This window comes from Billgrantia sulfidoxydans (assembly GCF_017868775.1).
GTDB classification, from domain to species: Bacteria; Pseudomonadota; Gammaproteobacteria; order Pseudomonadales; family Halomonadaceae; genus Halomonas; species Halomonas sulfidoxydans.
In genome coordinates this window covers 2,457,732-2,478,611 of the sequence record NZ_CP053381.1, presented here as the reverse complement: position 1 = coordinate 2,478,611, position 20,880 = coordinate 2,457,732, and the positions used below count along the sequence as shown (strand labels likewise).

Annotated in this window: 16 protein-coding genes; all 16 read left to right on the top strand. The window is 53.3% G+C overall.

The window, feature by feature from the left end:
- The first annotated feature begins 5 nt into the window (after positions 1-5).
- A complete protein-coding gene (cysD, locus tag HNO51_RS11520) occupies positions 6-923 on the top strand; it encodes a sulfate adenylyltransferase subunit CysD (RefSeq protein ID WP_209537483.1) in 918 nt (305 codons plus the stop codon).
- Positions 923-2,836: a sulfate adenylyltransferase subunit CysN gene (gene cysN / locus HNO51_RS11515; RefSeq protein WP_209537482.1), complete on the top strand. Its 1,914-nt coding sequence runs from the start codon at positions 923-925 to the stop codon at positions 2,834-2,836. Before cysD ends, cysN begins: the two co-directional genes overlap by 1 nt.
- A gap of 201 nt (positions 2,837-3,037) precedes the next feature.
- Positions 3,038-4,483, top strand: a complete 1,446-nt coding sequence (locus HNO51_RS11510) for a mannose-1-phosphate guanylyltransferase/mannose-6-phosphate isomerase (RefSeq protein ID WP_209537481.1) — start codon at positions 3,038-3,040, stop codon at positions 4,481-4,483.
- A 16-nt stretch (positions 4,484-4,499) separates the two neighbouring features.
- On the top strand, positions 4,500-5,876 hold the full coding sequence (locus HNO51_RS11505; RefSeq protein WP_209537480.1) for a phosphohexomutase domain-containing protein: 1,377 nt from the start codon (positions 4,500-4,502) through the stop codon (positions 5,874-5,876).
- Positions 5,861-6,655, top strand: a complete 795-nt coding sequence (locus HNO51_RS11500) for an ABC transporter permease (RefSeq protein ID WP_209537479.1) — start codon at positions 5,861-5,863, stop codon at positions 6,653-6,655. Before HNO51_RS11505 ends, HNO51_RS11500 begins: the two co-directional genes overlap by 16 nt.
- Complete coding sequence (locus HNO51_RS11495) at positions 6,652-7,863, top strand: ABC transporter ATP-binding protein (protein ID WP_209537478.1); 1,212 nt, start codon at positions 6,652-6,654, stop codon at positions 7,861-7,863. The genes HNO51_RS11500 and HNO51_RS11495 overlap by 4 nt, the downstream gene beginning before the upstream one ends.
- A complete protein-coding gene (locus HNO51_RS11490) occupies positions 7,860-9,059 on the top strand; it encodes a class I SAM-dependent methyltransferase (RefSeq protein ID WP_209537477.1) in 1,200 nt (399 codons plus the stop codon). The genes HNO51_RS11495 and HNO51_RS11490 overlap by 4 nt, the downstream gene beginning before the upstream one ends.
- Positions 9,059-11,608 (top strand): glycosyltransferase family 4 protein, encoded by a 2,550-nt coding sequence (locus tag HNO51_RS11485; protein ID WP_209537476.1) that lies wholly within the window; start codon positions 9,059-9,061, stop codon positions 11,606-11,608. Before HNO51_RS11490 ends, HNO51_RS11485 begins: the two co-directional genes overlap by 1 nt.
- 16 nt (positions 11,609-11,624) lie before the next feature.
- Positions 11,625-12,617, top strand: a complete 993-nt coding sequence (locus tag HNO51_RS11480) for a glycosyltransferase family 2 protein (protein WP_209537475.1) — start codon at positions 11,625-11,627, stop codon at positions 12,615-12,617.
- 58 nt (positions 12,618-12,675) lie between these two features.
- Complete coding sequence (locus HNO51_RS11475) at positions 12,676-13,245, top strand: class I SAM-dependent methyltransferase (RefSeq protein WP_209537474.1); 570 nt, start codon at positions 12,676-12,678, stop codon at positions 13,243-13,245.
- 22 nt (positions 13,246-13,267) lie between these two features.
- A complete protein-coding gene (locus tag HNO51_RS11470) occupies positions 13,268-14,131 on the top strand; it encodes a hypothetical protein (protein WP_209537473.1) in 864 nt (287 codons plus the stop codon).
- Positions 14,115-16,373 carry a hypothetical protein gene (locus tag HNO51_RS11465; RefSeq protein ID WP_209537472.1) on the top strand — a complete coding sequence of 753 codons (2,259 nt, stop codon included), beginning with the start codon at positions 14,115-14,117 and terminating at the stop codon, positions 16,371-16,373. The genes HNO51_RS11470 and HNO51_RS11465 overlap by 17 nt, the downstream gene beginning before the upstream one ends.
- Positions 16,374-16,438: 65 nt before the next feature.
- Positions 16,439-17,653 carry a methionine adenosyltransferase gene (gene metK / locus HNO51_RS11460; RefSeq protein WP_209537471.1) on the top strand — a complete coding sequence of 405 codons (1,215 nt, stop codon included), beginning with the start codon at positions 16,439-16,441 and terminating at the stop codon, positions 17,651-17,653.
- A gap of 69 nt (positions 17,654-17,722) precedes the next feature.
- The gene (gene gmd / locus HNO51_RS11455; protein ID WP_209537470.1) at positions 17,723-18,757 is read left to right on the top strand and encodes a GDP-mannose 4,6-dehydratase; all 1,035 of its coding nucleotides are present in this window, start codon (positions 17,723-17,725) and stop codon (positions 18,755-18,757) included.
- A 25-nt stretch (positions 18,758-18,782) separates the two neighbouring features.
- Entirely contained in the window at positions 18,783-19,682 is a 900-nt protein-coding gene (locus tag HNO51_RS11450; RefSeq protein WP_209537469.1) for a GDP-mannose 4,6-dehydratase, read from the top strand.
- Entirely contained in the window at positions 19,679-20,872 is a 1,194-nt protein-coding gene (locus HNO51_RS11445; RefSeq protein WP_209537468.1) for a glycosyltransferase family 4 protein, read from the top strand. The genes HNO51_RS11450 and HNO51_RS11445 overlap by 4 nt, the downstream gene beginning before the upstream one ends.
- Positions 20,873-20,880 lie beyond the last annotated feature (8 nt).

Below are 20,880 nucleotides of genomic sequence, written 5' to 3'. Positions count from 1 at the left end.
TTTCGATGCCTGAAATTTCTACCGAACGGCAGACCCACCTCAAACAACTCGAAGCCGAGTCGATTCATATCATCCGCGAGGTGGCCGCCGAGTTCCGCAACCCTGTGATGCTCTACTCCATCGGCAAGGACTCCTCGGTGATGCTGCATTTGGCGCGCAAGGCCTTCTACCCCGGGCCGCCGCCGTTCCCGCTGATGCACATCAACACCACCTGGAAGTTCCGCGAGATGATCGCCTTCCGCGACCGCATGGCCGGCGAGTTGGGCATGGAGCTGATAGAGCACATCAACGAAGAGGGGCGCGCCGCGGGCATCAACCCCTTCGATCACGGCTCCAGCGGCTATACCGACGTGATGAAGACCCAGGCGCTCAAGCAGGCGCTGGACAAGTACGGCTTCGATGCCGCCTTCGGCGGCGCGCGTCGCGACGAGGAGGCCAGCCGCGCCAAGGAGCGGGTATTCTCGTTCCGCGACAAGTTCCACCGCTGGGACCCCAAGAGCCAGCGTCCCGAGCTGTGGAACCTCTACAACGCCCGGGTCAACAAGGGCGAGTCGATCCGCGCCTTCCCGCTCTCCAACTGGACCGAGCTGGACATCTGGCAGTACATCTACCTGGAGCAGATTCCCATCGTGCCGCTCTACTACGCCGCCCCGCGCCCGGTGGTGGAGCGCGACGGCATGCTGGTCATGGTCGACGACGAGCGGATGCCGCTCGCCCCCGGCGAGGTGCCCGAGGAGAAGTGGGTGCGCTTCCGCACCCTGGGCTGCTACCCGCTGACCGGCGCGGTGGAGTCCAGGGCCGACACCCTGCCTGAGATCATCCAGGAGATGCTGCTGACCCGCACCAGCGAGCGCAGCGGCCGGGCCATCGACCACGACCAGGCGGGCTCGATGGAGAAGAAGAAGCGCGAGGGGTACTTCTGATGGCACACCAATCGACACTGATCGCCGAGGATATCGAAGCCTATCTCCGCGAGCACGAGAACAAGGACCTGCTGCGCTTCATCACCTGCGGCAGCGTCGACGACGGCAAGTCAACCCTGATCGGCCGGCTGCTGCACGACTCCAAGATGATCTACGAGGACCAGCTGGCCGCCATCGCCAGGGACTCGAAAAAAGTTGGCACTACCGGGGAAGAGGTGGATCTGGCGCTGCTGGTCGACGGCCTGCAGTCGGAGCGCGAGCAGGGCATCACCATCGACGTGGCCTACCGCTTCTTCTCCACCGACAAGCGCAAGTTCATCATCGCCGATACGCCGGGGCACGAGCAGTACACTCGCAACATGGCCACCGGGGCCTCCACCGCCAACCTGGCGATCATCCTGATCGATGCCCGCTACGGCGTGCAGACCCAGACCCGGCGCCATAGTTTCATCTGCGATCTGCTGGGCATCCAGCACCTGATCGTGGCAGTGAACAAGATGGATCTGGTCGATTACTCCCAGGCACGCTTCGACGAGATCGTCGAGGAGTACCAGGCCGTTGCCGAGAAGCTCCATGCCCGCGACATTCGCTTCGTGCCGATGTCGGCCCTCAAGGGCGATAACGTCGTCAACAAGAGCGAGACCATGGGCTGGTACGATAAGCCGGCCTTGCTGGAGCTGCTGGAAAGCGTCGAGATCAGCCACGACCAGAACCTGCGCGACCTGCGTTTCCCGGTGCAGTACGTCAATCGCCCCAATCTCGATTTTCGTGGCTACTCCGGCACGCTCGCTAGCGGTATCGTATATCGTGGCCAGGCCGTGCGAGCGTTGCCTTCCGGCAAGGTGTCCAAGGTGGAACGAATCGTCACCTTCGATGGCGACCTCGAAGCCGTCTACCCGGGCCAGGCGATCACCCTCACCCTGGAGGATGAGATTGATATCTCCCGTGGCGACTGGCTCGTCGCCGAGGAAGCCAAGGTGCCGCTTGCCAATGGCTTCGATGCAGATATCGTGTGGATGCATGAAGCGCCGCTGGAGCCCGGGAGGCTCTACGACCTAAAGCTTGCCACCCGGGCCGTGGCCGGCAAGGTCACGGCCATCGACTACCAGGTCGACGTCAACACGCTCGAGCACCGCCACGCCGAAAATCTCGATCTCAACGCCATCGCGCGCTGCCATATCGAACTGACGGCGCCTGTGCCCGTCGATGACTACCGCACCAGTCCCGGTACCGGCTGCTTCATCGTCATCGACCGCCTCAGCAACGTAACGGTCGGAGCGGGGATGATCCACCAGCCGCTGGATAGCGAACTGCCCTACGAATTCCGCGAGCACGAGAGCAAGGCCAACGTGGTGTGGAACCGCACCAGCGTGACCCAAGCCATGCGCGAGCAGCTCACCGGCCATCAGGGCAAGTGCATCTGGTTCACAGGGCTCTCTGGTGCAGGCAAATCCTCCCTGGCCAATGCCTTGGAAGTGGAGCTAAACCGCCGTGGTTACCACACCATGCTGCTGGACGGCGACAACGTACGCCACGGCCTGTGCAAGGACCTAGGCATGAGCGAGGAAGACCGCGCCGAGAACATCCGCCGCGTGGGCGAAGTGGCCAGGTTGTTCGCCGAAGCGGGCATCATCGTGATTACCGCCTTCATCTCGCCGTTCCGCAGCGACCGTGATGCCGCCCGGGCGTTGTTCAGCGAAGGCGATTTCATCGAGGTGCACGTCGACACCCCGCTGGATGTCTGCGAGCAGCGCGACCCCAAAGGGCTCTACCAAAAGGCACGGGAAGGCAAGATCAAGGACTTCACGGGGATCAGCAGCCCCTATGAAGTGCCTAAATCAGCAGAACTGACAGTCAATACTGCAGAACTGAGCCAGCAGGAAATCGTCAGCCGGCTACTGAAGGAGCTGTAAAAACGTGGAATCGTTCCCGCAGCCAGTCTATGCAAGATCGTTCCGAGTGGCAGTGCTCCCGCACCCCGACCTCGAATAGATCAAGCAGCAGCTCGCCGAACCGATGATCTTCGATGGGAGCAACATGTTCAGTAGAACGCTAATGCTACTTTCTCGTGGCGCAACCGATTTAATCTGACTCAATACTTAAAGAGATAAACCATGCATTTCGTACCCGTCATCATGTCAGGGGGGGTGGGAAGCCGCCTCTGGCCGGTATCCCGTGAAACACATCCCAAGCCTTTCATGTCGCTCCCGGATGGTCAGAACCTGATCCAGAAGACTTTCCTGCGAGCCAGTGGCCTGGATGGTGTCAGCGAGGTATTGACGGTCACCAATCGTGAGCTGTTTTTCAAGACGGAAGATGAGTACCGCAAGGTGGGCAGTGAAGACACCCCGCTACGCTATGTACTGGAGCCCTTCGGCCGCAACACCTCGGCGGCCGTGGCCGCGGCAGCGCTTCAACTGAACGAAGCTTACGGCCCCGATACACTGATGCTGGTGCTCGCGGCCGATCACCTGATCCAGGATGAAACGGCCTTCTCGGCAGCCGTCAACAAGGCCAAGGAAATCGCCTCGCAGGGTTGGCTCGTGACGTTCGGTATTGAACCCCAATATCCTGAAACCGGGTTCGGTTACATCGAGGCCGACAAAGCGAACACGTTAGCCAGCGGCTATCGGGTCGCTCGTTTCGTCGAGAAACCGAATCTAGAAACTGCGAAAGGGTATCTTGAGGCTGGGCGCTACTACTGGAACTCTGGCATGTTCTGTTTCCCCGTAGGCCTGGTGATCGAGGAGTTGCGGGAACATGCACCCGACGTGATGGAAACCGTTGCCGCCACCTTGGCTGCGTCACGCAGCAGCCAAGGGGAAGCTTATCAGTGCTTGTCGCTCGATCCTGATCAGTTTAGCGACGTGCCGGATATCTCTATAGACTATGCCCTGATGGAGCGCTCTTCCAAGGTTGCCGTGGTGCCTTGCGACATCGGCTGGAGCGACATTGGCTCCTGGAACGCCATGAGCGAGTTGACCGAGGCCGATGCTAACGGCAATCGTTGTGAAGGTGAGGTGCTAGTGCACGAAGCCCGCAACAACTATGTCTATAGCCCCGAGCGCTTGACCGCCCTGGTCGGCATCGAAGACCTGCTGGTAGTCGATACGCCTGACGCCGTGCTTATCGCGCACAAGGACCATGCTCAGGATGTCAAACAGATCGTCAAGCACCTGAAGGCTAACGAGCACGATGCCCACCTGCTGCACCGTACCGTGCATCGCCCTTGGGGAACCTACACCACCCTGGAGCAGGGCCACCGCTTCAAGATGAAGCGTATCGAGGTCAAGCCCGGCGCCTCGCTTTCGCTGCAGATGCATCATCACCGCAGCGAGCATTGGATCGTCGTCAGCGGTATGGCGCGCGTCACGAATGGGGAGCAGGAGTTCTACCTGGATACCAACGAGTCAACCTTCATCCGTGCTGGCCACAATCATCGCCTGGCCAATCCCGGCGTGATCCCCCTGGTGCTCATCGAGGTGCAGAGCGGTGACTATCTCGGTGAAGACGATATCGTGCGCTTCGAGGACACCTACGGCCGTGTCGATGAACAGTGATTGGGGATCAATAAGGATGAAACCGATCACGACCCAGTGCTTCAAGGCCTACGATATTCGCGGCCAAGTGCCCGAGCAGCTCAACGCCGACCTGGCTTACCGTATTGGGCGGGCCCTGGTCGCCGAGCTGAATGCCAAGAATGTGGTGGTGGGCGGCGACATGCGCCTCGAAAGCCCCTGGTTGGCCGAGGCACTGATGGACGGCATCACCGTTGCCGGGGCCGATGTCATCGATATCGGCCTGTGCGGTACCGAGGAAGTCTACTTCGCCACCAGCCACTACCGGGTCGACGCCGGCGTAATGGTCACCGCCAGCCATAACCCCAAGGGCTACAATGGCATGAAGCTGGTGCGTGCCGAATCTCGCCCGATCAGCGGCGACACCGGCTTGAAGGCGATCAAGGTACGCGTCGAGAATGCGGATCTCGGCCATGTGGCCGGTAGTCATGGCCGCATAACGCAGCGCCTCGACAAGTCGGCCTACCTGGCCAAGCTGCTCGAGTATGTGGCGCCCTCCGAACTCAAGCCTCTGAAGGTCCTCGCGGACCCCGGCAACGGCGCGGCCGGCCCGGTGATCCGGGCACTGGCCGAGCGGCTGCCCTTCGAGTGGGTATTGATCAACGAAACCCCCGATGGACATTTCCCCAACGGCGTGCCCAACCCCTTGCTACCGGAGAATCGCGAGCAGACCCGTCAGGCGCTGCTGCAGCATGGTTGCGATCTGGGCATCGCCTGGGACGGCGACTTCGACCGCTGCTTCTTCTTCGATGCCAACGGACGATTCATCGAGGGTTACTACCTGGTTGGCCTCTTGGCAGAGATGCTGCTCGCCGACAACCCCGGCGAGAAGATCATCCATGACCCGCGCCTGACCTGGAATACGCTCGATCAGGTAAAGCAGGCCCAGGGAATCGCCGTGCAATCGAAGACCGGGCATGCCTTCCTCAAGGAGCGCATGCGCGAGGAAAACGCGATCTACGGCGGCGAGATGAGCGCCCACCATTACTTCCGTGATTTTGCCTACTGCGACAGTGGCATGATCCCGTGGCTGTTGGTCACTGCGCTGATGTCGCGTACCGGGAAAACGCTTGCCGAACTGGTCGACCAGCGCATGGCCGCCTATCCGTGCAGCGGCGAGCGCAACTACCGTGTCCACGATGTGCAGGACACCCTGGCGCGCTTCGAACAGCACTATCGGGGCCAGGCGCAGCAGTTCGATACCACCGACGGCATCAGCCTGGCATTCGACGACTGGCGGTTCAACCTCCGTGGCTCCAATACCGAGCCGCTATTGCGCCTGAACGTGGAAAGCCGGGGCGATGCCGATCTGGTCAACGCCAAGGTTGCCGAACTGGAAGCCCGGTTGCAGGAGTGGCAATGTCTGACATGTTGAAGGGCCTGTGGGCCTATCGCGGCTTCGTAGTCAGTTCGATCAAGAACGAGTTCGTCACTCGTTTCGCGCGAAGCAAGCTGGGCGGGTTCTGGATGATCCTGCAGCCACTGGCTCAGGTGCTGATTTATGCATTGATCCTCTCTGCCGTGCTCTCGGCCAAGCTTCCCGGCATCGACAGCCAGTACGCCTACGCGATCTACCTGACCGCAGGCTTTCTGGGCTGGATGCTGTTCTCCGAGATCATCAACCGTTGCCTCAACCTGTTCATCGAGCAGGGCAACCTGATGAAGAAGATGAAGTTTCCCAAGATCACCCTACCCACCATCGTGGTCGGCTCGGCGCTGCTCAACAACGTGATGCTGCTGCTGGCGATCCTCGGCGTGTTCGCGGTGCTGGGGCACTTCCCGACGGTTCAGTTATTGTGGTTGCCGGTGTTAACCCTGGCGATGGTTTCGCTGGCCCTCGGCGTGGGTCTGGTGCTCGGCATTCTCAATGTCTTCATTCGCGATATCGGCCAGGCGGTGCCGATCCTGTTGCAGGTGGCGTTCTGGTTCACGCCTATCGTCTATCCGGTGAATATCATTCCGGAACGCTTGCAGCAGCTGCTGGTACTCAACCCCATCTACCCGATCATCCGCGGCTACCACGACGTGCTGGTGTACGGCCAGGCGCCGCACCTCGGGGAAGTGATCCTCATCATGACGGTTGGCTTCCTGATCCTGGCCTTCGGTCTGTTCCTGTTCCGTCGCGCGAGTGCCGAATTGGTGGATGCCTTATGAGCCTGATGATCGTAGACAACCTGGGCAAGGCCTATCGCACCTACAAGACCGAGTGGCACCGCTTCGGGCGCTGGCTGGGAATTCCGTGTCAGCCCAATGAAGAGCATTGGGTACTGCGGCACCTGAGTTTCGAGATTCAGCCCGGCGAGGCCATCGGCATCGTGGGCCAGAACGGGGCAGGGAAGAGCACCCTGCTCAAGATGATCACCGGCACCCTGCAACCCACCGAAGGAAGTATCGAGGTCAATGGCCGCATCGCCGCCATCCTCGAACTGGGCATGGGGTTCAACCCGGAACTCTCGGGGCGGGAAAACGTCTTCCATGCCGCCGGCCTGATGGGCTTCTCTACCCCGCAGATACAAGACGCCATGCCGGATATCGAAGCCTTCGCCGAAATCGGCGAGTACTTTGACCAGCCGGTGCGTACCTACTCAAGTGGCATGCAGATGCGCGTGGCCTTCGCCGTGGCCACGGCGTACCGACCGGAAATCCTGATCGTCGATGAAGCCCTTTCGGTGGGGGATAGCTATTTCCAGCACAAGAGCTTCAACCGTATTCGTGAATTCCAAGAGCAAGGCACCACATTGATGCTCGTCTCGCACGACCGTAGCGCGATACAGAGCCTGTGCGATCGGGCCATCCTGCTCGAACAAGGCAGTATTCTCAAGGATAGCAATCCTGAAGAAGTCTTTGATTACTACAACGCCATCATTTCCGAGAAAGAGAAAAATACCGTCGAGGTCAAGCGCCTGGATAACGGCAAGGTACAAACCAGCTCTGGCACCGGTGAGGCGAGAGTCCAGGATGTCGCCCTGTACAATAGTAAGGGCGACAAAACGGACCATGTCGCGGTGGGGGAAGCCGTTGAGCTGAGGGTCAAGGTCAAGGTGTTCGAGGATATCGACAGCCTGGTGCTGGGGTATGGGATCAAGGACCGGTTAGGACAAATGATGTATGGCACCAACACTTGGCATATGGGTAAGGTTATACATCATCCCAAATCAGGGGAGGAATACCTTTTTACGATTTCATTCCCAGTTAATCTCGGTGTTGGTGGTTACTCTATAGTCACAGCCTTGCATGCGCAGGATGATCATATGGGTGTAAATTATGAGTGGCGTGATTTGATTCTAGTTTTCGATGTTGTAAATGATGGAAAAGTGCAGTTTAGTGGTTGTAACTGGATGGAGCCCGAGATAAAAGTATGAACGTTACAAGAAAAGGGTTCTATAAGGCATTCGAGGACAAGTTTCGAGGCGACAGGGAAGAGATTAAATCGCGTCTCGAAGTGTATCTACCATTTGTAGAGGCTCTGAAAGAGTCTGTGCCTGATGTAACAGGGCTTGACTTGGGGTGTGGAAGAGGTGAGTGGCTGGAATTATTGAGAGATAGCGGGGTTGTTGCGCAAGGTGTGGACCTAGATGAAGACATGTTGGCGGCATGCCATGAGTGTGGGCTTCATGTCAATAAAGCAGATGCGCTATCTTGTATTAGCGATATGGATGATGAGAGCGTAACAATTATCTCTGCATTTCATGTTATTGAACATATCCCTTTTAATGATTTGCAGTCCTTATTAAAAGAATCTTTTCGGGTGCTTAAACCGGGTGGACTACTAATTTTAGAAACACCTAATTCGGAAAATATAGTTGTTGGTACTTCGCGTTTTTATTTGGATCCTACACACCAGCGTCCAATCCCAGCCCAATTACTATCTTTCATTTCTGAGTACTTGGGTTTTCAGCGTGTAAAAACATTGTATCTCCAAGAACCAGAATTTCTTTTTGAGAAAGAACAAATACGATTGTATGATGTCTTGAGTGGAGTAAGCCCTGATTATGCTGTAGTGGCACAAAAAGATGGTGAAGAAAAACTGCTAAGTCGAATGAGTGTTTTGTTTGATCGAGAGTACGGATTCTCTTTAGAGAAACTATCGAACAAATATGATGAATACATTAATTTTCAGTTAAAACAGTCTGAGGCTAGAGCAGAAAAAGCTGAAGAAGAAGTTAGTGAACTGCTTATTAGCCGTTCTTGGCGTATTACTGCTCCGCTTCGTTGGCTTCAACAACAGTTACGCCTCCTGCGAAATTACGGATTAAAGGCTCGACTAAAAGTTGGAGGCGACAAAATTTCGTATAAATGTAAGGCGGTCGTCAGGAAGTGTCTTGACCCCAATGATATTGTAAGACATAAAATAATTGTGGTTGCGGATCGCTTAGGCTTTTATCCAGTGTTGCGCTCAATCTATAGACGTTTTATCAAAAACACTTCCAAGGGGGTATCATCTGGTTGCTATGGTGGGTTGTTGAATCCCAATAGTCTTGAAGAGCTCCCACCAAGGGCAAAGCAACTATATTTTGAATTTAAGTCCAGTTCAAGTCAGCAGCAGGAAAGCCACTGATGCGTATTGTCATTGATCTTCAGGGCGCGCAGACAGAAAGCCGCTATCGTGGAATCGGCCGTTATAGCCTTTCACTTGCAAAAGCCATCGTGCGCAACAGTGGCGAACACGACATTATAATTGTGCTGAGTGGATTGCTGCCAGATACCATTGAGCCTATCCGTGCATCCTTTGATGGGTTGTTACCGCAAGATAATATCCGTGTATGGGATGCGGTTGTACCCTGCAGAGAAATTGAGCCAGGCAACGCATGGAGACGTGAAGCTGCAGAATATATCCGTGAAGCCTTCATTGAAAGCCTAGAGCCTGATGTGATTTATGTTTCTAGCTTGATCGAAGGGTATGTTGATGATGCCGTGACATCCGTAAAAAAAATGGACACTCGTGTTCCTACGGTTGTGACTCTTTTTGACTTGATTCCATTCGTAAATCCAGAGAAATATTTGGATCGTGACAAGTCATATAAAGGTTTTTATTCAAGAAAAATTGAATCGTTGAGGCAGGCAGATGGCTGGCTGGCTATTTCAGAAGCAACGCTTAAAGAAGGTATAAAATTTCTTTCCTTGGATAGAGATAATATCGTCAATATATCGACAGCATGCGACTCCGTATTTCATGCAGCCATGCGAGAGGGCGACGAGAAAGCGAAATTGCAGTCGATGCATAAAATTGAACGCTCCTTCATTTTGTATTCTGGAGGAGCGGATGAAAGAAAGAACCTGCATCGGTTGATTCGAGCATTTGCAAAGCTACCAGTACCGATAAAAAAGAAATATCAGCTGGTAATGGCAGGCAAGATGCCTGCTACAGAAATTTCTTTGCTTGAAGAGACAGCAAAGAAAAGTGGTTTGTCAAAAAATGATATGGTCTTCACTGGATATGTGACCGATCATGACCTTTCAATTCTCTACTCTACTTGCGATTTGTTTGTCTTCCCTAGCTGGCATGAGGGGTTTGGCCTACCTGCTCTAGAAGCCATGTCATGTGGAGCGGCTGTTATCGGGTCTAGGGCAACAAGCATTCCTGAAGTGATTGGTCGAAGTGATGCGCTATTTGATCCTTATGATGAGACTTCTATCAGCAAAAAAATTCAAGAAGTGATCAGCAATCATGAGTTTCGAGATGAGTTGTCCAGGTGGGGTATCAGGCGAGCCAAAGAGTTTTCGTGGGATTACTCTGCCAAACAAGCGATCCGTTTCTTTGAAAGAGTAGTGCAGCAACTCCAAGATACAAGAAAGATTGCAACTGCAGATGTTGTGGAAGCCTTGAAAAATAGAGTAAAGGAAATAAGATCTGATAAACCAACTGATAGCGATCTGATACGAACAGCTTATGCAATTTCAATTAATCATCCAGTCAAGAAAGAAAAGCAGCTATTTGTCGACATATCGGAGCTGGTAAATAGAGACGCAAGAACGGGAGTGCAGCGAGTTACACGTAGCTTGCTGTCTGAGTTGTTGCGAACCCCCCCGGCGGAATACAGTATTTGCCCTGTATATGCCGACACAGTCACTTGTGGTTATCGTTACGCCACTCAGTTCATCAATCATTTTTTAAATCGCGATGGCCAAAATGACGAAGATGATGCAATTGAATTCAAGGTCGGTGATGTGTTCTTGGGACTTGATTTACAGCATCATGTGGTAGAGGCACAAGAAAATTATTTATTAGCATTGCGTCAGCGTGGGGTGAAAATATTCTTTGTTGTTTATGATTTGCTTCCTATCACGCTGCCAGAGAGTTTCCCTGTCGGTTCCAAGGAGGGTCATGAACGTTGGTTGAGGGTACTATCACTATACGATGGAGCTTTCTGCATTTCAAAGTCTGTGGCCGATGAACTATCCGGATGGATGAATGAAAACATCACCGATAGGCAGCGACCATTTTCGATCAAATGGTTTCATTTGGGGGCAGATATCAAGAGCTCTATTCCCTCCAAGGGCTTGGATGACAATTCTGAAAAAGTAATTGAACAACTCAAAAGGTCTTATACGTTCTTGATGGTGGGTACTGTTGAGCCTCGTAAGGGGCAAGACCAAGTGTTAGATGCTTTTGACGTATTATGGTCCCAAGGGCACCGAATTAATCTTGTAATCGTCGGAAAGCAGGGGTGGATGGTAGATGCGTTAGCTGAGCGGTTGCGGAAACATCCACAACGAGATAAGTACTTGTTCTGGCTTGAGGGAGTCAGTGATGAGTACTTGGAGAAGCTCTATGAGGCCTCAAGTTGTTTGATATTCGCGTCGAGAGGCGAAGGTTTTGGTCTGCCGCTTATAGAAGCAGCGCAGTATAAATTACCAATTATTGCTCGTGACATCCCGGTATTTCGCGAGGTGGCGGGAGAATATGCTTTCTATTTCAGCTCAGTTGACTCTCACGGTTTAGCCAAAGAAATCACTGCATGGCTAGAACTCTATAAAGCAGGTAATCATGCTAAATCTGATAAGATGCCGTGGCTCACATGGAAGCAGAGTGCTGAGCAGCTCAAGGAGGCTTTACTCGGATCTAAAACAATCAATGCTAACTCCAGAGACGAGTCGGCAGTTTAAAAATTAGGAATTTAGTTTGAAGCTCATCATACAAATACCTTGTTATAATGAAGAAGAAACTCTTGCTATTGCACTTGGTGCACTGCCAAGAGAGGTTCCAGGCTTCGATAAGGTTGAGTGGCTCATTATTGATGATGGCAGCGAAGATGAGACCATCAGAGTTGCACAAGAGAATGGCGTCGATCATATTGTGCGACATACTCGCAATGAGGGGCTGGCCAAAGGGTTCATGAACGGATTGGATGCCTGTTTGCGCCTGGGAGCGGATGTCATTGTCAACACTGATGCTGACAATCAGTATAATGCAGAGGATATTCCTGCTCTGACCAAGCCAATCACTGACGGTGAAGCGGACCTAGTGGTTGGAGCAAGACCAATCGCGACGATTGAGCATTTTTCTCCCGTAAAAAAGATCTTGCAGAAGCTGGGTAGTTGGGTCGTGCGTGTTGCAAGTCGAACCGATATTCCCGATGCGCCCAGCGGCTTCCGTGCCATGTCTCGAAAAGCTGCTCAGCAGATGATGGTTTTCAACGAATACACCTATACATTGGAAACCATCATTCAAGCCGGACAGAAAAATATGGCAATAACATCCGTACCAGTACGGGTCAATGAAGATCTTAGACCGTCTAGGTTGTTTAAGAGTATTCCTGCTTATATTCGCCGCTCCATTGTAACGATCGTTAGAATATTTGTCGTTTATCGCCCGTTTCGTTTTTTTGGCATTATTGGTGCCACCCTATTTGTTTTCGGCTTTCTCATTGGATTACGCTACCTCTGGTTCTATTTCAACGGCCAAGGTGATGGGCATGTGCAGTCTCTCATATTAGCTAGTGTTATGCTGGGGGCCGGATTTCAAACTATTCTTGTCGCTTTTCTGGCAGATTTGTTGGCTGCAAATCGAAAGATGTTAGAGGATATAAGATATGGGTTAAAATCTGACCAGTATTCTGATAGTGTTAAATACGGAAAAGAAAATTTAAATAATATGCGGGAGGTCACTAAATGAAGATTTCTGAGGGGGTTGAAAGAAGATGGCATAGTCGTTGGTAATTCATACGATAAATATGCAAAATCCCATTGTGCGACGAATTATGAAGGGGTTTTCTGCCTCCCTATCCGACTTGGTAGAGAAAGTTGAGCCAAAAACAATACATGAGGTGGGTTGTGGTGAGGGTTACTGGGTTATAGATTGGAATAAACAGGGAATTGATGCGCGTGGTAGTGACTTTTCTGATAAAGTTATTAGTTTAGCTAAGGAAAATGCTAAGAGCGCCGGACTGCCTACAGAAAAGTTTTCTACAAGAAGTATTTATGAAATTAATAATGATGAAGATAGTGCTGAACTTGTTGTGTGTTGCGAAGTTCTAGAACACTTGGAAGATCCGAAATCAGGGCTTGAAGCCCTTCATCGTGTGGCTAATAAATATGTAATAGTTAGCGTTCCTCGTGAGCCAATTTGGCGTGCACTCAATCTTGCCCGTGGAAAATATATCGGTAGCCTGGGGAATACGCCCGGCCACATTCAGCATTGGTCTAGTAGGGGAATTATCGATTTTGTCGGTCGATACTTTGAGGTGGTTGAGGTAAAAAAACCGTTGCCATGGACTATGATGCTTTGCCGAATCAAGCGGTGAAGAAATGGTTAAAAGTTTTCAAATGAAGCGTTTGCTTCATTTATTTGGCGGTGGGGTTGGTCTGCTGGGAGTTGTCTTTGTCCTACTGAAATTTGACACATACTCTGATCAGATCGATTTCTCTCGATTTCATGTTGCCGATTGGCTTATAGTTGTTTTACTTTCACTGTTTTACGGTGTCGCCAACATTCTATTGGCCCGAGCTTGGTGGCATTTACTTTTTTTTAATAAAGTAATGTCAAGTGTGAAGTGGGCAATTCAAACATATGGGCTATCTCAATTAGCCAAATACGTACCCGGCAATATCTTTCATCTAGCCGGACGCCAGGCTTTGGGCATGGCTGCAGGTTTTCCGGCTCGCGCTCTTGCTAAATCTGCGCTGTGGGAACTAGGGCTAATCGTGATAGCTGGCGCCATTTTTGGGTCACTAGTGGTGCCCCTGGTATGGTCTGACTTGTCATACCTGATGTCCTATGCATTGTTTTCTCTGGTAGTCATCACATTAATTTTTGTGATATATCAATGGTATTCTAGTGATATAGCTATGGCTCTGGTCTGGCAAGTTGCTTTCCTAACTATATCCGGTGTGATTTTTATTTTTGTATTGTCACTTGTCATTTCTGATTATACTGTTTTACCCTCTTTTCCGGCATTGTGTGCCGCTTATGTAATCGCATGGCTTGCTGGACTCGTTACGCCTGGTGCGCCAGCTGGTATCGGAGTTAGAGAAGTTGTGCTTCTTTTTTTCTTGGGTAGTGTTATAGCCCCTACCGATTTGCTACTAGCAGTGCTTTTGGGGCGAGTTGTAACTATAGCAGGTGATTTGTTTTATTTTTCGGCAAGTTGGTTGTTAAGTATGGGAAAAAATAATGAATCGATCAGCTAGATACTCACAGGAAGCATTGGTACGTTGTATGTTTCTTGTGGCTTTGGTGTTTGTTTTTCACGTCAATGGTGCTTTGCCATTTTTTGCTAGTCCTACCTTGGGGCAAGCAGTCTGGGCAGCGGGATTTTCACAATCTTTTCTTAACGAATCTCTTCTAACTATTTACGCACACAACTTCGGCGCCCCTGAGCCTGCTGCTATTGCATTTGGATTGGCCGGGGTATGGCCAATAGCAGTTTTTATGACATTGGGCATGAATGCGATAGATGCCTATTCGGCTATGGTCGTGCTGTGGTTAACAGTTGCTTTTTTTTCGGCCTACAAGATAGGGCGCATGTTTGATGTGCCTCGCTTGCTTGCCATTTTAGGTGCATTGGCCTGGGGAACCATGCCAATGGTGTGGAACCATTCTGGCTATTCTATGGTATCTACAGGGATTGCGTTGCTTCCGCTATATTTTCTAGCTGCCTTTACCCTGTTTAGAATTGATCTTATGTCTGATGCTACTTATTTTCAGTTATTATTCAAAATATTTTTCCCTTACGTTTCCGTATGCCTACTATCCATATTTATGGATGGATACAGTTTTATGATGTTTGCGAGTGGTGCCAGCTTGATTGGTGGCTGGGTGTTTATTAGCGAGTCAAGCTCACGTCAGCGAATTTTGGGTCGGCTATGTATTCATTTAATTAGTTTTGGTATCGCATATGCCTGTTATGCTTTATATATTGGTAAGGCGCAATTTCATCCTGCTCCGCTTGATTTTTTTCGTGGCTGGGGCGTTGATGTCACGTTCCTTTTGTTCCCATCTGCGGGTGTCCATTGGCTACCGGATTTTTTGGGGTGGAGTGAGCCAAGATCAGGGGATATTTTTTTTGGTGACGCATCGGTATGGACTACCTCTTTCGCTTTGCCGGTCCTAGTTGGTGCTATTTTCTCTGCTATATTCGTTAAGAAACATTTTGCTAAATGCCCGCTAATATTAATTTTTATTTTTGGCTTTTACATGGCTTTGGGGCCATCAATAAAGTTCAATTCTGTAAAGCCTGTAGACTACAGTTTGGGACCAACGATGGATGAAGAGTATGCTATTGTGCCAACAGGCTCAGAGCTTCTTTCAAAGAATCTTCCTGGTTTTAGAAATATGAGGGCAAGTTATCGCTGGGGGGGCTTAGGGGCATTTGGTGCATGGGGTTTGATTATGCTTGGGGTTTCTCGGAGCCAGAAAAAAAATTTGGTTATAATAAGCATTTGTTTTCTTGGGGTTGTGATTGTGTTTAATCTCCCTGATTTGTTTAATAAGCATGTCAGAGACGTACGTAACAGATCCATGTTTTTGGAGATTGACTCTCAACTCGTAGATGTTATGGCGGACGATCTTGATTCTGGTGATCGTGTGGTGTTTTTGCCATGGCGAAACGACTTCCTTGTTAACTACATTGCTTCACGTTTAGACATAATATCTTATAATATTGGTGGTGATAAGAATCTTTCGCATGCAAGGCAGCGCTGGCCGCGTACTCTTCTGCGGTTCCCTATGGGACAAGTTCACGATAACTTCGTTGAAGACGTCTTGCTTCTGCTCGCTAGAAATGAGGCAGATGTGGTTGTGCTGCCTTACATTGATATGTTATGGGCGGCCCACCGTTGGCCTTATCCTGTTGAATATCGTGAACAGCTTTCTCCTGTGGCTTCTGAACTTGAGAATTCTGGCTTTGTGGAAATTGAAAGGGAAGAATATTATGCTGTCATCCGTTTAAAAACTGAATATCTTCCACTTTTGAAGAGTGGGCGGTTGGAATCTATAGTGGCAAGAAGCATATGCTCTGAACCTGTTTGTTTGCGTCAGCCTCACTTTTCATCATCAACACCTAGGCAAGTTGGGATGGTGAGTGATGGAAATATAGTGTCTGATGGAGACGAGGGATTTCTCCACTTTGGCCCTTATGTTTCTTTTGAGCCTGGAAAATACCACCTTGTGCTCCGTGGAGAGGTTAGAGTGAATAACGCAGCATGGGTTGATGTGGTCAGCGGTAAAGGAAAAGTTGAGTACGCAAAATTCCATATTTCAGGAAGGGATAATGGTTCCGGAATTATCGCTGAAGGCTATGTTGAGCTTAGCACGCAAGTTCAAGATCTGGAGGTGAGGGTTTTTGTTGGTGAAGAGGACCAGATTACCCTTAAAGGTTATCATCTCATCCCAGTTGATAACGACGAGAATGAAATAAATAAAGTCTATTGAGCCTTCGGCGTCAAAATTATTTCGATGCTTTAATCATTAGAACATATAGTAAAAAGAGGATGTTAATGAGCGAATACTCCCTGTTCACTTCCGAATCCGTGTCCGAAGGGCATCCGGACAAGATCGCCGACCAGATTTCCGATGCGGTGCTGGACGCCATTATCGCCCGCGACAAGCATGCTCGTGTGGCCTGCGAGACGCTGGTCAAGACTGGCGTGGCGATTGTCGCCGGGGAAATCAGCACCTCTGCCTGGATCGACCTGGAAGAGCTGGTGCGTCGGGTGATCATCGACATCGGCTACACCTCCTCGGAGGTCGGTTTCGACGGCGAGACCTGCGGCGTACTCAACTTGATCGGCAAGCAGAGCGTGGACATCGCCCAAGGGGTGGATCGCAGCAAGCCGGAGGATCAGGGCGCGGGTGACCAGGGCCTGATGTTCGGCTACGCCACGAACGAGACGGAGTCGTTCATGCCTGCGCCGATCCATTATGCCCACCGCCTGGTGGAGCGCCAGGCCGAGCTGCGCAAGCACGGCCTGCTGCCGTGGCTCCGCCCGGACGCCAAGAGCCAGATCACCTTCCGCTACGACGAGGCGGGCATGCCCTGCGGCGTCGAGGCGGTGGTGCTGTCGACCCAGCATGCGCCGGAGATCGACCAGGAGGAGCTGCGGCGGATGGTCAAGCGCGAGATCATCGAGGAGGTGATCCCCGCCGAGTGGCTCACCGAACAGACCAAGTTTCACATTAACCCCACCGGTAAGTTCGTCATCGGCGGCCCGGTGGGCGACTGCGGCCTCACCGGGCGCAAGATCATCGTCGACACCTACGGCGGCATGGCACGCCACGGTGGCGGCGCCTTCTCCGGCAAGGACCCCTCCAAGGTCGACCGCAGTGCCGCCTACGCCGGGCGCTACGTGGCCAAGAACGTGGTCGCCGCAGGGCTCGCCGACAAGTGTGAGATACAGGTCTCCTATGCCATCGGTGTGGCCGAGCCCACCTCGGTGTCGATCAACACCTTTGGCACCGGCAAGGTGGACGAGGCGCGTATCATCGAGCTTGTGCGCGAGCACTTCGACCTGCGTCCCTTCGCTATTACCCGCATGCTCGACCTGCTTCACCCGATGTATCGGCTCACCGCGGCCTATGGTCACTTTGGCCGTGAGCCCTTCGAGGCCAGCTACAACTGGACCGATATCAGCGGCCAGGAGCATACCGAGACCTTTACCGCCTTCCCGTGGGAGAAGACGGACAAAGCTGCAGCATTGAAAGAAGCGTTGTGAGTCCGATACTCAATCATCAGGTGTTTCGGCATAATGTGCGCTTTACCTTTAATGACTACCGATAGGATAATGATGAAAGCCATCGTAACGGGAATTACTGGCCAAGACGGTGCTTATCTGGCCGAGCTGTTGTTGGAGAAGGGTTATACGGTCTATGGCACCTTCCGCCGCACTAGCTCCGTCAATTTCTGGCGCATCGAGGAGTTGGGAATTCAAGATCATCCCAACCTGCATCTGGTGGAGTATGACCTAACCGACCTGTCGTCGAGCATTCGTCTGTTGCAAGAGACACAGGCCACCGAGGTGTACAACCTGGCAGCGCAGAGTTTTGTCGGTGTTTCGTTCGATCAGCCGCTGACCACTGCGGAGATCACCGGTCTGGGCCCGGTGAACCTGCTGGAGGCGATTCGCATCGTCAACCCCGAGATCCGCTTCTACCAGGCGTCGACCTCCGAGATGTTCGGCAAGGTGCAGCAGATCCCCCAGACCGAGGCCACACCGTTCTATCCGCGCAGCCCCTATGGGGTCGCCAAGCTGTATGCTCACTGGATGACGATCAACTACCGCGAGTCCTACGGGATCTTCGGCACCAGCGGTATCCTGTTCAACCATGAATCGCCGCTGCGTGGGCGCGAGTTCGTGACGCGCAAGATCACCGACAGCGTGGCCAAGATCAAGCTGGGCAAGCTGGACGTGCTCGAACTGGGCAACATGGATGCCAAGCGGGATTGGGGCTTCGCCAAGGAGTATGTGGAAGGCATGTGGCGCATGCTTCAGGCCGACAAGCCGGATACCTATGTGCTGGCCACCAACCGCACCGAGACCGTGCGCGATTTCGTCACCCTGGCCTTCAAGGCGGTGGACATCCAGCTTCGCTGGGAAGGGCAGGGCGAACAGGAGCAGGGGTTGGATGCCAAGAGCGGCAAGGTGCTGGTCAAGGTCAATCCGAAGTTCTACCGTCCCGCCGAGGTCGAGTTGCTGATCGGCGATCCGCAGAAGGCCAGGGATGAGCTGGGCTGGGAGCCGAAGACCTCGTTGGAGGAGTTGTGCCGGATGATGGTCGAAGCCGACCTGCGCCGCAACGAGCAAGGGTTCTCGTTCTAAGCCACACGTTTCTTCAGGAGGCTGTATGCCAACTGCCCTGGTAACAGGGGCGTCCGGCTTTACCGGGCGCTACATGGTCAAGGCGCTACAGGAAAAGGGCTTTCGAGTGGTCGGGTGGGGGACGGACCCCACCGGGGCCGACGACAGTCTGGCATGCGATCTCACCGATGCGGCGGCCGTTCAGGCCGCCGTTTCGCATGCGAAGCCCGATTGGGTGGTACACCTGGCCGCACTGTCGTATGTGGGCCACGCCGATCAGGAAGCGTTCTATCGCATCAATGTGTTCGGCACACTGAACTTGTTGGAAGCGCTCGCGGAGATTGACACACCGCCCTCACGGATTCTGGTGGCCAGCAGCGCCAATGTATATGGCACACCGGGGCTCGAGGTCATCGATGAGACGGTGTGTCCGGCGCCGGTCAACCATTACGCCTGCAGCAAGCTGGCGATGGAACACATGGTGGCCAACTATTTCGAGCGTCTGCCGATCGTGATCACCCGCCCGTTCAACTATACCGGCCCAGGGCAGGACGACCGCTTCCTGATCCCCAAGATCGTCAAGCACTTCGCGCGGGGCGAACGCGTCATCGAGTTGGGCAATATCGATGTCAGCCGCGACTTCACCGATGTGCGGGACCTGGTCGGCGCCTATCTGGCGTTGCTGGGCAGCGATGCCCGAGGGCTACGAGTGAATATCGCCTCCAACAAGGCCACGGCGCTGCGCACGTTGATCGAGACCATGAACGAACTGGCGGGCTATGAGATCGAGGTCAGGGTGAACCCCGATTTCGTCCGGGCCAACGAGATTCCGCGATTGCGTGGCGATAGCACCCGCTTGCATTCACTCACCGGATGGAAGCCGTGCTACGCCCTGCGCGATACGTTGGAGGATATGCTGGCACATGAACAAGGAATGTTGGCTTGAAGTTGACGATAGGCCTTGATGCACTGACTCCACCCTTGACAGGCATCGGCTACTACACACTGAGCCTGCTGGAAGCGTTTCGAGATTATCCCGATATCGAGCTGAGTGGTATTTCCTATCAAGGGCTTTGGTCCCGCGAGCAGATCGAACAATCGCTGACACAACTCAGCCAGCCGGTAACGGCTCAGGCACGCCAAGGCACTTCGTCTAGTGGATGGCACCGCCTGCGGGTGGCCGCCCGCGATGTGCCGGCGGCCTACTATGCCGCCAAGTGGTGGCGAAGCCGCAAGTGCGGGCAATTGCTGGGGAGCCTGGATAGCCGCACGATCTATCACGAGCCCAACTTCGTCGGCTATCCGTTTCGCGGGAAAAAGGTGATTACCGTACATGACCTGTCGCATAGCCGGTTTCCGGAAGCCCATCCGCCGTCGCGGGTGGCGTACCTCAATCGGCACCTTCCAAAAGCAGTCCAGCAGGCGTCGGCTATTATCGCGGTAAGTGAGTCGACCAAGCGCGAGCTGCTCGAGCTGGGGTTGGAGACGGACCCATCGCGCATCCATGTGACGCACCTAGGCTGTGAAGCGGGCTTTCATCCACGCGATGAGGCCTCCACCCAGCCATGTCGGCAGCGGCTGGGGTTGCGTTGGCGGGGCTTCGTGCTGGCGGTGGCGACCCTGGAGCCACGCAAGAACTTCGAGGGGTTGCTGCGGGCCTACCAGGCCCTACCTGCCGAGCTTGCCCGCGAGTATCCCCTGGTACTGGCCGGGGGCGGTGGCTGGAAGGGAGCGGGGCTGAAGCGTCTGATCGCCGAGGTGAAACCGCCGCATCGGGTGATCGTTACAGGCTACCTCCAACGGCCCGAGGTGCAGGCATTGATGGCCTCCGCTGCCGTGTTTGCCTATCCATCGCTCTATGAAGGATTCGGTTTACCGGTGCTCGAGGCCATGGCCAGTGGCACCCCGGTGCTCACCTCCGACAATACCTCCCTGGGGGAAATCGCCTCCGGGGCGGCCATGACGGTATCGCCGCACGAGATCGAGGCAATCGAGCATGGGCTAATGTCGCTGCTCCGCGACGACAACTCACGTGATAAACTCCGTGCCCTTGGGTTGCAGCGAGCGGGAGAATTTTCCTGGCAACGCTGCGCCGCACAGACGCTGGAGGTATATCGCATGGTGGACGGGGCATGAGCAAGGGG

Bases quoted from the DNA above. Each gene is read 5' to 3' on its own strand.
- cysD (WP_209537483.1), top strand. From the start codon at position 6: ATGCCTGAAATTTCTACCGAACGGCAGACCCACCTCAAACAACTCGAA.
- cysN (WP_209537482.1), top strand. From the start codon at position 923: ATGGCACACCAATCGACACTGATCGCCGAGGATATCGAAGCCTATCTC.
- HNO51_RS11510 (WP_209537481.1), top strand. From the start codon at position 3,038: ATGCATTTCGTACCCGTCATCATGTCAGGGGGGGTGGGAAGCCGCCTC.
- HNO51_RS11505 (WP_209537480.1), top strand. From the start codon at position 4,500: ATGAAACCGATCACGACCCAGTGCTTCAAGGCCTACGATATTCGCGGC.
- HNO51_RS11500 (WP_209537479.1), top strand. From the start codon at position 5,861: ATGTCTGACATGTTGAAGGGCCTGTGGGCCTATCGCGGCTTCGTAGTC.
- HNO51_RS11495 (WP_209537478.1), top strand. From the start codon at position 6,652: ATGAGCCTGATGATCGTAGACAACCTGGGCAAGGCCTATCGCACCTAC.
- HNO51_RS11490 (WP_209537477.1), top strand. From the start codon at position 7,860: ATGAACGTTACAAGAAAAGGGTTCTATAAGGCATTCGAGGACAAGTTT.
- HNO51_RS11485 (WP_209537476.1), top strand. From the start codon at position 9,059: ATGCGTATTGTCATTGATCTTCAGGGCGCGCAGACAGAAAGCCGCTAT.
- HNO51_RS11475 (WP_209537474.1), top strand. From the start codon at position 12,676: ATGCAAAATCCCATTGTGCGACGAATTATGAAGGGGTTTTCTGCCTCC.
- HNO51_RS11470 (WP_209537473.1), top strand. From the start codon at position 13,268: ATGAAGCGTTTGCTTCATTTATTTGGCGGTGGGGTTGGTCTGCTGGGA.
- HNO51_RS11465 (WP_209537472.1), top strand. From the start codon at position 14,115: ATGAATCGATCAGCTAGATACTCACAGGAAGCATTGGTACGTTGTATG.
- metK (WP_209537471.1), top strand. From the start codon at position 16,439: ATGAGCGAATACTCCCTGTTCACTTCCGAATCCGTGTCCGAAGGGCAT.
- gmd (WP_209537470.1), top strand. From the start codon at position 17,723: ATGATGAAAGCCATCGTAACGGGAATTACTGGCCAAGACGGTGCTTAT.
- HNO51_RS11450 (WP_209537469.1), top strand. From the start codon at position 18,783: ATGCCAACTGCCCTGGTAACAGGGGCGTCCGGCTTTACCGGGCGCTAC.